13 protein-coding genes are annotated in these 13982 nt (G+C 36.7%); 10 read left to right on the top strand and 3 right to left on the bottom strand.

Annotation, left to right across the window (positions count from 1 at the left end; translation table 11 throughout):
- Positions 1 to 224: 224 nt before the first annotated feature.
- From yhfZ to AC2JF9_RS04500, 4 genes are all read left to right on the top strand, one after another.
- On the top strand, positions 225 to 1148 hold the full coding sequence (gene yhfZ / locus AC2JF9_RS04515; protein ID WP_500725600.1) for a GntR family transcriptional regulator YhfZ: 924 nt from the start codon (positions 225 to 227) through the stop codon (positions 1146 to 1148).
- Positions 1149 to 1624: 476 nt separating this feature from the next.
- Positions 1625 to 2515, top strand: a complete 891-nt coding sequence (locus AC2JF9_RS04510; protein ID WP_500725599.1) for an ABC transporter ATP-binding protein — start codon at positions 1625 to 1627, stop codon at positions 2513 to 2515.
- A 3-nt stretch (positions 2516 to 2518) separates the two neighbouring features.
- Positions 2519 to 3274, top strand: a complete 756-nt coding sequence (locus AC2JF9_RS04505) for a DUF2705 family protein (RefSeq protein WP_500725598.1) — start codon at positions 2519 to 2521, stop codon at positions 3272 to 3274.
- A gap of 25 nt (positions 3275 to 3299) precedes the next feature.
- A complete protein-coding gene (locus AC2JF9_RS04500; protein WP_500725597.1) occupies positions 3300 to 4052 on the top strand; it encodes a DUF2705 family protein in 753 nt (250 codons plus the stop codon).
- Positions 4053 to 4153: 101 nt separating this feature from the next.
- On the opposite strand, the gene AC2JF9_RS04495 is transcribed toward AC2JF9_RS04500, so the two are convergent.
- From AC2JF9_RS04495 to AC2JF9_RS04485, 3 genes are all read right to left on the bottom strand, one after another.
- Entirely contained in the window at positions 4154 to 6187 is a 2034-nt protein-coding gene (locus tag AC2JF9_RS04495) for a KUP/HAK/KT family potassium transporter (RefSeq protein ID WP_500725596.1), read from the bottom strand.
- A gap of 114 nt (positions 6188 to 6301) precedes the next feature.
- The gene (locus AC2JF9_RS04490) at positions 6302 to 6736 is read right to left on the bottom strand and encodes a hypothetical protein (protein WP_500725595.1); all 435 of its coding nucleotides are present in this window, start codon (positions 6734 to 6736) and stop codon (positions 6302 to 6304) included.
- Between the two features lie 246 nt (positions 6737 to 6982).
- A complete protein-coding gene (locus tag AC2JF9_RS04485; protein WP_500725594.1) occupies positions 6983 to 7840 on the bottom strand; it encodes a hypothetical protein in 858 nt (285 codons plus the stop codon).
- A 206-nt stretch (positions 7841 to 8046) separates the two neighbouring features.
- Between AC2JF9_RS04485 and AC2JF9_RS04480 the strand changes: the two genes are divergently transcribed.
- The 6 genes from AC2JF9_RS04480 to AC2JF9_RS04455 all read left to right on the top strand — a co-directional run bounded on the left by AC2JF9_RS04480 (position 8047) and on the right by AC2JF9_RS04455 (position 13945).
- Positions 8047 to 8271, top strand: coding sequence for a DUF1659 domain-containing protein (locus tag AC2JF9_RS04480; protein ID WP_500725593.1), 225 nt, complete (start codon positions 8047 to 8049; stop codon positions 8269 to 8271).
- Between the two features lie 52 nt (positions 8272 to 8323).
- Positions 8324 to 8596 (top strand): DUF2922 domain-containing protein, encoded by a 273-nt coding sequence (locus tag AC2JF9_RS04475; protein ID WP_500725592.1) that lies wholly within the window; start codon positions 8324 to 8326, stop codon positions 8594 to 8596.
- A gap of 488 nt (positions 8597 to 9084) precedes the next feature.
- A complete protein-coding gene (locus tag AC2JF9_RS04470) occupies positions 9085 to 10884 on the top strand; it encodes an SLAP domain-containing protein (protein ID WP_500725591.1) in 1800 nt (599 codons plus the stop codon).
- A gap of 157 nt (positions 10885 to 11041) precedes the next feature.
- Entirely contained in the window at positions 11042 to 11884 is an 843-nt protein-coding gene (locus AC2JF9_RS04465) for a hypothetical protein (RefSeq protein WP_500725590.1), read from the top strand.
- A gap of 212 nt (positions 11885 to 12096) precedes the next feature.
- Positions 12097 to 12597 (top strand): sigma-70 family RNA polymerase sigma factor, encoded by a 501-nt coding sequence (locus tag AC2JF9_RS04460; RefSeq protein ID WP_500725589.1) that lies wholly within the window; start codon positions 12097 to 12099, stop codon positions 12595 to 12597.
- Between the two features lie 121 nt (positions 12598 to 12718).
- A complete protein-coding gene (locus AC2JF9_RS04455) occupies positions 12719 to 13945 on the top strand; it encodes an SLAP domain-containing protein (RefSeq protein WP_500725588.1) in 1227 nt (408 codons plus the stop codon).
- Positions 13946 to 13982: the final 37 nt, after the last annotated feature.

Raw genomic sequence — 13982 nt, 5'->3', positions numbered from 1 at the left:
GAATTAGTTAGTTAACTGATAGGTTTAAAGAAAATGTAATATGTTAGCCATTAAAATGACAGTTATGCCTGCTTCAAACTAAAAGATGAGAATTTAGATTCATTAGAAAAATTCTGAATATTTTAATATAGCTATGAACACACGAGAATGTGGCTAGTTTGGATTAATAGAACCATATTCTAAAATCATTATAAAAAAGCATCAATTTTAGAGGAGATTTATAGATGCAAGAGGAATTTCTTAGCAAAACTGGAAAAGCAATTAAGTTAATTGCCAGTGATCTTATTCTAATGAATTCAAATGAATCCATGCCAATTATTTCTGAATTTCAAAAAAAACATGGTATGTCAAGAGGGACAGTTCAAAATGCGTTGAACTATTTAAAAGAAGAAAAAATAATAAAGACAGTAAATAAGGGATGTCAAGGAACAGTAGTTCAATATATTAATTATAGGAAACTACAAGAAATTGTTATTAGTGGCACGATACGTGGAACCATGCCTTTACCATATTCAAAACTATATGAAGGCTTTGCTACTGGTATGTATGATTCTTTTCAAAAGGCAGGCATTTCTCTTAGCATGGCTTATGTTCGTGGCTCTAAGGAAAGAATGGGCTTAATTTTAGAAAATTCGATTCAATTTGCAATTGTTTCAAAATTAGCTTTTATGAGTGCAGTTAAAAAAGATAAGGACCTTGAAATTATAAGAGATTTTGGTGCGGAAAGTTATTTGTCAAAGCACGTAGTTATATTTTCTAATCCAAAAAGTTCTGATATAGAAGACGGGATGCATGTAGGAATAGACCATAATTCTTTTGATCAGCAAATCCTTACAGAATGCGTTACTAAGAACAAGAATGTTAAATTTGTCGAAATACCAAGTCATCAACTTATTTATGCTCTTGAGCAGAAAAAAATTGATGCTGGTATTTGGAATTTTGATGAAATTAAAGATAAGAAACTGAATCATTTAAATTATATTTTTTTAAAAAAGTCGAAAGAGGATGAATTGGCAAGTACTGCTGTATGTGTCATAAAAAAAGGCAACCCAGTATTAAAGAGGATACTAAAGCGAATAATTGAAAAAGAGAACATTATTTCGATTCAGAAAGAGGTTGTATCCAAGAAAATGATTCCTCATTATTAAAGGGGGTAAACTGCACTAAGTTTGTATTTACATTCTTGGTGTAAGTTCTATATAACTGTTTTAAATTGCAAGAATTGAAGAATTTTGGGTTTTTGTTAATGAAAAACAAAATAGTTGTATAAATTTGATAGTCAGTGCCATGACTTAAATGTCAGTATATTGGTATATTATCTAGGTGCGCAGAGCTGTTTGCTATTAGTGTTATCGCAGACATTATTCCGAAACATAAGTAAAAATAGTAATTGAGAAAAGCACTATTCTGAAAGGAATGGTGTTTTTTAGCATAGCGAAAAAAGCTCTATAAATTTACTAATCAGTAAAAACATCATACAGTAGATAAGATTGTTAGATGAAAAGCAATTTTTTAGATATTACAGTTATTTTGGTAGTTGTGGTTTCTCTATTTTTTGTGTTATAATTATTGTATTAGATGACTATAACACTAAAAGAAGTGTCTTGAAGGAGCTTTAAAGAAAATGGTGATAGCAAAAAATTTACTACAAGTAGATAACGTTAGCACTTATATTGGGCGCACAGAGATTGTAAAAAAAGCTACGTTTGATATTAAGCCAGGCGAAATTGTTGGTTTGGTTGGCCCTAATGGCGCTGGCAAAACGACCATCATGAAAACTATTCTTGGGCTTACTAAGTTTACAGGTAAGATTGCAGTTGATAATGAACAAGTTACCGAAAATAACCATGTCGCTTTAGCAAAAGTTGGTGCACTAATTGAACATCCTGCAATTTATCCTTTTTTAACGGGGCAAGAAAATTTAGAATTGTATGCTCATAGTAAAGATGACATGGCGCAAGTTGTCGCAGCTTTGCAAATGGATTCCTATATTAAACAAAAGTCTAAAGGATATTCACTAGGAATGAAACAAAAATTGGGCATTGCAATTGCCTTATTAAACAAGCCCGACTTGGTTATTCTTGATGAGCCGATGAATGGATTGGACATTGAAGCAACAATTAAAGTTAGGCAGCTGATAAAAAGTTATGCTGATCATGGAACTGCATTTTTAATTTCTAGCCACATTCTAAGTGAGCTGCAAAAAGTGATGACTAGGGTTGTGCTAATAAGTGCAGGCAAGATTATTTTGAGCCAAGACATAAATAGCTTTGAAGCAATCAGCCGACAGCAATATCAGATAACTACTGAAAACAATGAAGCAGCTAAGAAAATCCTCGAAACAAATAAAATTAGCTTTACTGAAAAGGAGCAGCATTTAATTGTTGGTCAAGCGGACATTTTTAAAATTCAAGATGTACTTCTCGAGCATAAAAACCATTTAAAAGAAATGCTGCCTATTGAAGCAAGCTTTGAACGACTAGTCGTTGATATTTTAGATAAGGAAAGAGGCTAAGTCATGCTTAATGCTGTTAAAGAAGAGTTTTATAAATTTAACCATGAGCGCATTTCCCTATATGGTTTATTATTTCTGCTTGGTGCTATGACTTATAGTGCCTTAACTAGAAAAATAAATAGAACAACGCTAATTTACAGCTTTGCGGCAACTGAATGGACCCCAATCATTATTATTGCTATTGCAAGTGCTTTTTTTGCTATGGAATATAACAACAATACGATTATTATGGTTTTGTATAAGAGCTCCAGTAAAATAAAAATTTATCTAGCTAAATTTATTGTTGTCTTTTTATACACAATAGTTTTAAGCATTGCTGCAGTTTTATTTACCTTTTTGCTAAGTTTAGTTCTTGTTCCGGGTAAATACAAATGGGGAGAAATTATTCAAGGTCAGACTATGGTTAGCAACCTGCTGATTAATATGAGCGCAGTAGGATTATATTGCTTTTTTATTATTGGTTTGTCGTTTTTCTTGATTATGTTAGTTAAAGTCAATGCAATCGTAATTTGTATCGGTTTGGTCTTATGTTACTTTGGTTCAAGTATCTCGGCAGCCTTAATGGAAACTTTTCCTTCCGCAATTGCCATAATTAAATGGAACCCACTAAGCATGATTTTTATTTCACAGCAGTTAACTAGAAAATCGTTGATCACTACGTCACATTTAACCAATATTCAACTAATAACGGCCACAATCTTATATGGTGTCTTGTTTAGCGTTTTAGGTTATTACGCGTTTAAGCGCCGCCGTGCTTGACTTTAAGAAAAGGCGGTGAAACAAAATGATTTTTAGCATAAAACAAGAAATGTACAAACTAGTTCATAAAAAAAACACCTGGATTGCACCGATCATTTTACTACTGTTAATGATAATAACTGCATACTCAATAGGAAATGGCATACCAAGACTCGTAATAATGGCTTGCTTTGATGCACCTGATTGGATCATGTTTACTTTAGTGATTGTAGGTTCAACCACTTTTTCCATGGAATTTCAAAATAATGCTATTTTAACTTTGCTTTATAAAGCAAAGAGTAAAATTTATGTTTACTTGGCAAAATACCTGGTCATTTTTATTTATAATGTCTTTTTACATCTAATGGCCATTATTTATACTGTATTATTGAAGATGATTTTATTTCCAACATTAAAATGGACTATGATTTATACATATCAACAACCACTATGGGAAAACATGTTAATGACAATGCTAGTCGACATGCTAACCACAATGCTAGTTATCACTGTGGTCTTTCTACTTTCTTGCTTAATTAATAATAATGCAGTTGTCATTACGGTCAGCTTTTTGATTGTTTTAATTGGCCAAACCGTTTCGGTAGACTTGGTTAAGGTGGCAAGCATGATGAAGTGGAACCCGTTTAATATTCTTAACCTAACCAGACAATATTACAATTATAGTGAGTACATTTTGAACACTAACTTAACTAATTTGGGCATATGGTTAGCAGCAATTATTTACACAGTGGTCTTCTTTATCATTGGGTATCTCATCTTTCGCAAAAAAAGTTTCTAAAAGCTAACTTTTTGAACAATTTTGCAAATATTGCATAAAAAAACCATTATCTAGGATTAGATAATGGTTTTTTAGATATTAAGAAACTGTTCTTTTAAGTATTAATTTTCTAATTCTTGTTCTTTTAAATGAGAGTAATCGCGTGGTGCAACTCGTCTAATGTGCCAATTTTTCTTAGGTTTACCCAAAATAAGCGGAACTTGCTCAACAACCGTATCAGTATATTCCAGACCAAACCAGGACGCCGGGTTCGAAGAAAGATTTTGTAGCCAAATTCGAGCCCTGAGCATCAACTTTTCAAAGCCTTTTATTTTAGTAAGCGGACTGACAACTTCATTAACAATAACGAACGAGAAGTCACCAACCTTTCTTCCGGGTGTAGTTGTATATTCTTGCGGTTGTGCTTCAATGGTACCGTCTTTGATTAAATCATGAACAATCTGGCGCAAGTAGACGTTCACACTAGTTTGCTTTTTAAAGCCGAGAAAAAGTTGAACATTAATTACATTTTTAGTGCCATACGTGTTAACTGCATATTTTGCGGTAAATGGTTCGTTGGTAATGTTAACAGAAACAAACCAGTAGGCGCCTGCTCGCTTAGGTCTTTTATCTAAAATGGAATAGAGAATTTCTCGTTTAATAAACTTGTTGTATTTGACCTTTGCCATGTAAACCAAATTAGTCGCATAAACTGGATAATCATCGTCATGACTTAATTCCGTCAGCATATCGGTATATTCATCTAAACGTACATAACTGTGTGCGCCTTCGTGTTTATCACGAACTTTGTTACCAAAGTACCAGATAAACATGATAACGCCGATAAAACCAGCAATTAAAACAGTGACGTAACCACCGTGCATAAATTTAGTTAAGCTGGAAACCAGAAACATGCCTTCAATAAAGCCAAAGACCAGTAAGAAGCAGATTCGCAGTATTAATGGGAAATGGCGAGACCCCAAGTACTCAAATAAGAGCAAAGTCGTCATAAGCATGGTTACCGTGATCGATAGCCCATAAGCTGCTTCCATGTGCTCGGAAGTTCTGAAAAAGAGCACGATGGCGATGGTCGCTACGCAGATCATTTTATTAACCGAAGGAATATAAATCTGGCCATGTTCTGTTGTCGGATAGTTGATTTTCATCCGGGGTAAGAACTTAAGTCCGCTAGCCTCGGAAACTAAGGTGAATGAACCAGTAATCAAAGCTTGGGAAGCAATGATTGCCGCAATTGTTGCTAAAATAATCGCAAACAAACGCAAATTAGTAGGTACCGCTTCAAAAAACGGATTAAGTTCACCGCCATGAGTTTGGTAATTTGGATTTTCTAAAATCCAAACGCCTTGCCCTAAATAATTTAGTGAAAGGCAGACGAAAACGTATGGCCAAGAGCCACGAATATTGGCTTTACCTACGTGACCAACGTCAGAATATAAGGCCTCGGCACCAGTTGTTGCCAAGAAAATGGAACCTAAGATAAAGATACCGGCCTTATTGGCGGGACTAAACAAAATTCGAATTGCCCAAACTGGGTTGAGTGCTTCTAAAATTGACCAGTCGCGCATCATGTTGCTGATGCCAATTAATCCCAGAAAAGTAAACCAAACAAACATGATTGGTCCAAACGCCTTGCCGATACTGCTAGTGCCTAGCATTTGAATTGAAAATAGTACCAACAAAATAGCGATTGTGATTACAATAACCGTATTCTGATTAGGAACTGGTACACTTGAACCAAAGTGCATGTTTTTTAAGCCTTCAATTGACGTGGTAACAGTCACGGCTGGAGTTAAGGTTCCATCAGCCAGTAAAGCCGCGCCACCAATTAGTGCTGGCATAACCAGCCATTTGGCTTGCTTGCGTACTAGGGCATACAGCGCAAAAATACCACCTTCACCACGATTTGTTGCTCTTAGAGCAATCAACACATACTTAACTGTTGTTAGTAAGGTAACTGTCCAAAAAATCAAAGAAATTGAGCCTAAAATCAATTCACGATTAACGTTAGCGATGCCGCCGTTACCATTAACGATTGACTTCATTACGTATAACGGACTAGTTCCGATATCTCCGTATACGATTCCAATCGTAATTAACAGACCCGCCATTGAAATCCGTTTCTTTTTTTGATCCATCGTAATCTCGTACTCCCACAAATTTATTAATATTTGTTAAGTAAAAAAGAATGCCAATCGACATCCTCTTTTAAATATCTATTTTGTTCTTTTTTCAGCAATAGCACAAGTAAATTATGATAAAGAAGTAGCAATATTGTTACGGCGATCTTCGTACCAGTCGTTCCAGTCACGGTAAGAAGTCATTTTTGCAGATGCCACGCCGTCTTGCTTAGCAATTTCATCAATGATACCTTGGAAGTTATCAGCATGATATTGTAAAGCATGCTTAACTAAGTCTCTGCGCTCAAAGTTGATGTTGTCAATAACATAGTGGTTGATGTCGACCATATTCGAACCAACATCATAAGTGTTCATGATTTCCAAGTCACGTTGATTGAACTTAGCAATGTAGAAGTCGGCAAAAACCTGTAAATAATCAGGTTGTTCAGCAAATTCTTCTTCTGGCATGGTTGTCCAGTTTGCCTCTGGCATTACAACTTCAAGTTCTTCGTTTTCTTGTTCTTTTTCATTATCTTGCTCTTTGATATTGTTTTCTTTTTCCGTCAAAGCAGACACTCCTTTAATATAAATAGGAAACGTGAAAGTCAATAGTCATTTTACCGAGTTTAAGTGGTAAAAGCAACTATGTGAGGTAGCTCACCCTAAAATATGCTAATAAAATTATATCATTTTTACCTTTTACTAAATAGCACCTAAAGCGCAAAGACATAAAAATCGCCCCGTCACAAGACAAGGGCGATTTTGTCTTTTAAGTTAAAGTAGGTCACATAATTAATAGAAGAAAACTTCAAATTATGGTTTCAGATAACTTTGAATATCGTCTTTGGTAATTTGGCTTGGGTTAGCCCGACCAGATTTACGATAAAGATCAATTAAATCTTGTGGGCTCCAGGACATGCCGTTAAAACCAAGTTTAGTAACGCGTTGACGCAGTTCAGCAATTTCACCGTCAGTTACCGTCTTACCATGAACCTTGTGATCGCCCATTGATCCTTCGCCAGTATTACCAGCATTACCGGTATCTTGACCATCAGATTTTGCACCGGTGTGGTTTGAGTTTTCAGCCTTTTCGGTCTTAGCAGCTTCTTTGTTATCAGATAAGCCTTCTTCTGCTTCTTTCCGGTATTTAGCGTAGTATTTACCGTCAATGTACGGTAAATCAAGGACTTTTTGATATTGATCTACTGCCTTTTGGTACTGTTTATTTTCAGCATCCGCCCTAGCAGTATCAAGCAGAGGCTTGATTTCGTGTTCATAGTTATCTTGGACATCCTTAACTGTGGACTTTAATTTACGCCCTTGACTGACCAAAACAGAATATCCATTAGCTTGGTTAACTACTTTGTCTACCTTATTTAAGGCTTGCTCATATTTACCAGCTTTAGTTGAACTAATTGCGGAAAGCATATTGTTAGCTTGAGCTTTGTAAGCTTCAGCCTGAGCGGTCTTTTTGATGCCAAGCGCCTTGTCAAAGTCGCTGCTGGCCTTAGAATAGTCTTTTTCAGCCACGGCATCTTTACCACTCTGCATTGCACTGTTATACGATGCATCAACTTGGTTATTGTTCGATTTTTGCGTAGCATAAAATACACCACCGCCGATAGCAATAATTACTACTGCCACAATCGTCCAAATTGTAGATTTTTTCATAATAGGAATATATCCTCCTTACTAGTTCTTAAGTTAATTATAGTTGGTTTGAAGTGATTTGACTACCTAATCACGTTTTTAACTAGGCAATATAAGAAAATCTCAATAAAAATGTTACACTTTGCCGTTTCAAATCGTTAGTAATAGTGTAATACCTAGCGCGCAGGTCAATTACATCAAAAAATAATACTAAGGAAGGCTTTAAGATGAATTTCGAATTATTAGACCAATCAATCCAATACACTTTTTTCAATTCTAAGTATGGCGAAGAAGGTATGAAGTCGCGCATTTTTAAAAATGTAAAACCCGGCGTTGCGGCAACTGGATTAGCTCAAGTGGGTAATGCTCTGGCACTTCTTCAAGGCGATGAACTTGCTCAGGCTACGCTAATTCAAAAGCAGGCAGTGCCATTAAGTGAATTAGACGCCTAAACTATCCGCATATCGTATATCTATAATATAGGAAGAAAGAGGAAAATTAGTAATGACTTCAAAAACTAAAATTTTGCAATTGGTATTTTTAAATGAGCAAGGTAAAAAGGTAACTTTGTCATTGCCCGATCCGGCTGAAAATCTGGATTTAGCGGATGTCAAACAGGCAATGACCGTAATTTCACAGGCTGATGCCTTTGAAAAAGAAGGGGTGGAGATCTATCGGATTCCGCAATCTGCTTCGTATATTGAACGAGTTGTCACTAACGTGTTTGATAATGCTGCAGCTAAGTCAAACCAACTTGCAGGTCCTGATAATAATTAAAAGGATTATCGAAAGAATTAAACAAATTTAGTGTCGGAAAAAAGTCAGCTTTGCCAAAAAGTCTGACTTTTTTTATTTTTCTTCAAATTATTTTGTTATTATTTTGTAAAATAAAATATGCAATAATATGACTCATAAAAACTAGCTAGCTTAAAAAAACGGATTATAGGTTGTTATATTAGGCTTTTTTATAAGTTGAAAATGTAGCAGTAAAGTAAAAATAAGTAAAAATTTATTACAAAAGTATGTAAAATTACTCGCTATCTTGCTTTTTTCAACAAAGGTAGGTACAATATGAAATGTGGTAAGTAATAGCTATGCTTCAGGTACGATAGCCTGTACGCATGCGCGTTCTTCAGTTGGAGAGCTACCTCATAAGAGTTATAAACTTATGAATTCGGCTTGAAGGGTGTTGTAACAATGTAGGCTCATACGACTGAACCTATAGCCTATTACTATTTTGTATATACACAAGGAGGAAAGACCACATGAAGAAAAATTTAAGAATTGTTAGTGCTGCTGCTTCAGCTTTATTAGCTGTTGCTCCAGTTGCTGCAACTAGTGTATCAACTGTTTTAGCTGATACTAATGTTACTGTTGTGGGTGGATCAACCAATGATGGTGTTACAACTGCAACCTTGAGACTTGACGTTAACAACGCTTTGTCTTTAGTTAATGGTGACTCAGCTACTAAGTTGAATGTTACTCTTGCAACTCCAACTTTACCAGCTGGTGCTACTGTTACTACAAGTTCAGCTAAAGTTTATCCAAGTAATTTGGTTGGTGCAGTAGGTAATGATGGTACGCTTGGTGCTGGTACTGCTGGTTCAGCTACAGCAACTAATAACCTGAACACACTTGCAACTGGTACTGACTATGTTGCTGTTGTTTATGTTAACATCACTGGCTTGAAGGCTAACACTAGTTACACAATTAACAGCATTTCAAGGAACTCTGGTGAAACAGGTGTTATTACAAACTTCCCAGTTGTAAGTAGTAAGTTCCAATTGGCTAACACTGTATTGTCAGGTGCACCTTACTTAAAGGAAACTACTAAGAATGCTGCTGTAACTTCTGGTTCAGTTAACCTTGCCAGCAACCAATTTAACGTTGCTGGTGTAGTTGCTGCAATTAATGCTAAGTATTCAGTTGTAAACACTACTGCTGATCCTGCTGGTACACCTGCTGCAAATGTAACTGCTGCTACAGCTTCGTTCAAGAATCTTACTGCAGACGTTGAAACTGCATTGAAGGCTGCTGGTATTACTGTAAAAGCTGACAAGAGCTTTGACAAGCCAGCAACTTCATTCCCAGTTACTGTTAACATGCAATCAAGTAACGGTGCTACTAACACTGCTGTAATTACTGTTAACCCTAACCCAGCTGTTGATGACACTTACCCAACAATTACTTACAATAATGTACCTTACAAGGGTACTGAAACTATCAACCTTACAGATGACGCTTCGTTCAACTACGTAGCTGTTAATGGTGACATTAACAAGACTGCTCTTGAAGCTGCATTTAAGGCACAAGTAAGTGCTTCTACTGGTGCTGCTACACTTACCCCAACTTTTGACTACTCACAAGTTAACACTAAGGTTGCTGGTAGATACCCAGTTACTGTTTCTGCAACTAACGCTGAAAAGAAGACTACTAAGGTGACATTCTACTTAACTGTTGGTGCTAAGGGTGCAACTTACAAGACTGTTCAATCAGATGGTGACGTTCCAGTTTACGAAATCAACGGTAACACTGTAACTGACACTAAGACTACTGTTAAGAACGGCGACCAAATTGCTATCTTCGGTGACGTAGTTAAGGTTGGCGACAAGACTTATGCTCGTATCAACAGTGCTGACTCCAACAAGTTTGTTGAAAGCAAGTATGTTGACGGTACTTTCAAACCAGCTAACAAGGTTTCTAAGAAGGTAATGCACAACGCATTTATCTACGACAAGGACCACAAGCGTGTTGGTACTAAGACTTTAGCTGCTTACTCAAAGGTTGACGTTTACGGTGCTGCAACTAAGCTTGCTGATGGCAGCTTGGTTTACCAAATCGGTGACAACCAATACGTAATGGCTGATAACATCGATGGTACTGCTCGTGTTCTGAAGCACAACGCTTACGTATACAAGAGCAGCAAGAAACGTGCTGACCGTCGTGTATTAAAGGCTGGCTCAACTGTAACTACTTACGGTTCACCTTACACATTCAAGAATGGTAAGGCTTACTACCGTATTGGTGGCCCAGCTAAGCAATACGTTAAGGTTGCTAACTTTTAATTAATTTAAATAATTAATTACAGAAACGGAAACGACTATGTCGTCTCCGTTTTTTGTTGTCCAAATTTTTAATAGGTTGCCATGAAAGTGGGGTATAAAACAAACAGTCTAATTTGGAATAAAGAATTAACTAGATGACTTTAGGAGGAGTTATTGGATGTCCAAAAAGAATAGTAAAAGCTGGAATTTACCGCCAGGAAAAGAATATCACATTTGGTCAAAGGCTATATTGCGTCAAAAGGTTGGTCATGATAAGACGTTAAATTCATATTTAGTCGAAGACGAAAATTACTGCATAAATCAGCAGACAATTGCGCTTTATGAATTTCAAAAAGAGCCGCTTCTAGGTAAATTCAAGAGCGTAATTTTTGATTGCCAAGAGGGAATAGTTTTAAGTCGCAACAGTAGTCAGGCGATGTTTACCGCCTTTGGTAAGAAGTGTTTACTGGCTGGTTTAGAGTTTCAACGGGAATTTGCTCAGAAGATTAACTTAAAAGGGCACAACATTATAGCTACGGGAAGAATGGCTTATTTTTCCATGCGTAGTTATAATTCTGGCAGTATTGATTGGATTTCGCTCCACCAAATGGCTGAGTTTCAACCATTAAGTATTTCAGCTATTGCTTTTGAATCGATTACTTGTGGGTCAACTAGTTATGTTTTTGCTTTTTATAACTGTAGTCGCTATATTCGCCAGCGGCTTTGTAATAGTCTAGTTTATAATCATGTCCTTTTTAAGCTTGCCGCAGCGCATCTTGAACAGTCCCTAGGCTGGCAAGTTAAGCAAGTGCAGGGGCAATCGCTAATTGATCAGTCTGAGTACTTTCATCCACACCTATCATTAACTGAATTATCACTAAAAGAGATTTTGCTAGATTTGTTAGATAAGAAGCAAAAACGTTACGGTCGCTGCCTTGCTGAAGTTTATGAATTACCGCAACTGACTGAATTTCATCAGACTGTTCATCAAGCAAGTCAAAGACCAGACACCCTTTATTAGGTTTAAGCACGAATCAAAATGATTCGTGTATTTTTTTGCCCATTAAAAAGTATATGTGTATGGTTAACTGACGGAGAAAAAGATTAATTACCTAAGTTAGTAATGTTGTTAGCTCAAATGGTAACGCTTACTTTTTTGCGGTTTTTAAAAAGGCGATCAACTTGCTAATCTAAAAGAGCACAAGCGCTTGTGACACTAACAGCAAGAGGTAAATGTCATATATGAAAATTAGTCAGCAGTGTTTTTTAACAGCATGGCACAATCAAAGATTAGTCAAAGGGGCACTCAAGTGTGCTCATGTTAGATTGGATTATCCTAATTATGAGGATTTCTTTCAAGAAGGAATTTTGCTTTATGCGCAAATGCTTAGTCAAGCGCAGCAATTGTCACGAAAAGAAATTGATCATTTAGCTTTTCGCAAAATTATTTGGCACACGCTGGACTTATTGCGTAAAGATCAGCGTAGCAGTGAGCGTCAGACCAGTATAGAGTATGCTTATGCAATTAGCCAAGCTAATGATTGGAATAATCGTTTAGCAATTGAAAAAGAGGTTACCCAAATGACGCCCTTGGAGCAATTTTTATTTTTTCAGCACTTATTAGCCGGAAAGCCAATCAGCAGGCTTGCTAAGCAGATTGGAATTAGCAGAATGCAGCTGCAGCGCGTGAAACGCCGTCTTTTATTAAGACTGCGTCACGTTTTAGAAGTGTAAATTACTGCATGTAACATAAACAAGTCAATATTACTTTTTGACTACAATTAAATAGAATCTATTGTTTATAAGCAAATTGCTCGATACAATAAAGATGTCGATTAAGGAGGAATCACATTTTATGAGTAGAAAACTAATCACTGGTTTTTCAGCGGCTGTTCTGGCAGCGTCTGCTGTAGTATCAGTTACCAACAACTTAATTGCCAATTCTCCAGCTAAAGCTGAGAAGGTTTCAGCGGCAACGGATAGCCAAACGGCTTTTCTAAATACCGCAGTTAGACAAGCACAAAAAGTATCGAAGAAGTATGGTTTGTACCCGTCAGTAATGATTGCTCAAGCAATTATTGAATCAAACTGGGGTCAATCAGGCTTAGCGGTTAATGCCAACAATCTTTTTGGGATGAAGGCCGATGACAACTGGCCAGGAGCAACTTATTCCGCTAAGACGCGTGAAGAAGATAAGAACGGCAAGAGCTACTATGTAGTTGCCAAATTTAGAAAGTACGATACTTATCAAGATTCATTTGATGATAACGGTAAGAAACTCCGCGAAGGTGTTTCTTGGCAACCGGACCGTTACCAGGGAGCATGGCTGGAAAATGCCGCTTCTTATATGGATGCTACCAAAGCCCTAACTGGTACTTACGCTACTGCTAACAATTACAACACTATTTTAAACAACCAAATTTCTACAAATAATTTAACTCAATATGACCCTAGCGTCTCTAATGCCAGCAAGTCATATGTAGTTAAGAAGGCTGGTGCAACATATGCGTGGCCGACAGATCATGCAATCACCACTAAGACTGACTCAGTTGCTAAAGGCGATGCCGTTACCGTTACAAAGACGATTACTTTTTATAATGGTAAAAAGCGGATGTATATTTCTGGTAAAGGCTGGGTTAATGACAGTATTTTAAATACTGGCAGTGCTCTGCCACCGGCTTCCCAAGCCCCAAAAGATGATGAAAAAGTCAACAAAACTTTGATGCATACAGCTTATATCTATGATGCTAAGGGTGAACGGGTAAAAAACAAAAAGGCAATTAAAGTTGGCTCTGCCGGCAAAGTTATTGCCACCTACGGCACTAAGAAGATTGACGGCAAAAAGTACTACCGCATTGGCGAAGACCAATACGTTGCTGCCGGTAATATAGACGGTACTTTTAGAACCTTAAAGAGTAACTCCTATGTTTATAATGATTTTGGCAATCGTGATAATCAGAAGATAATGAAGAAGGGCAAGTCAGTTGCCACCTTCGGTTCAGCCATTACAATTTATGGTCAAAAATACTACCGTATTGGCGTTAACCAATATATCAAGAGAGCAAACTTTAAAGCTGAATAGAACCAACAACAAGTAGAAATGAGGAATGAAAGTTTAG

It is taken from the genome of Lactobacillus sp. C449L (assembly GCF_059900815.1).
Note: the sequence above shows the minus strand (reverse complement) of the source record. Positions and strands in the feature narration are given on the sequence as shown.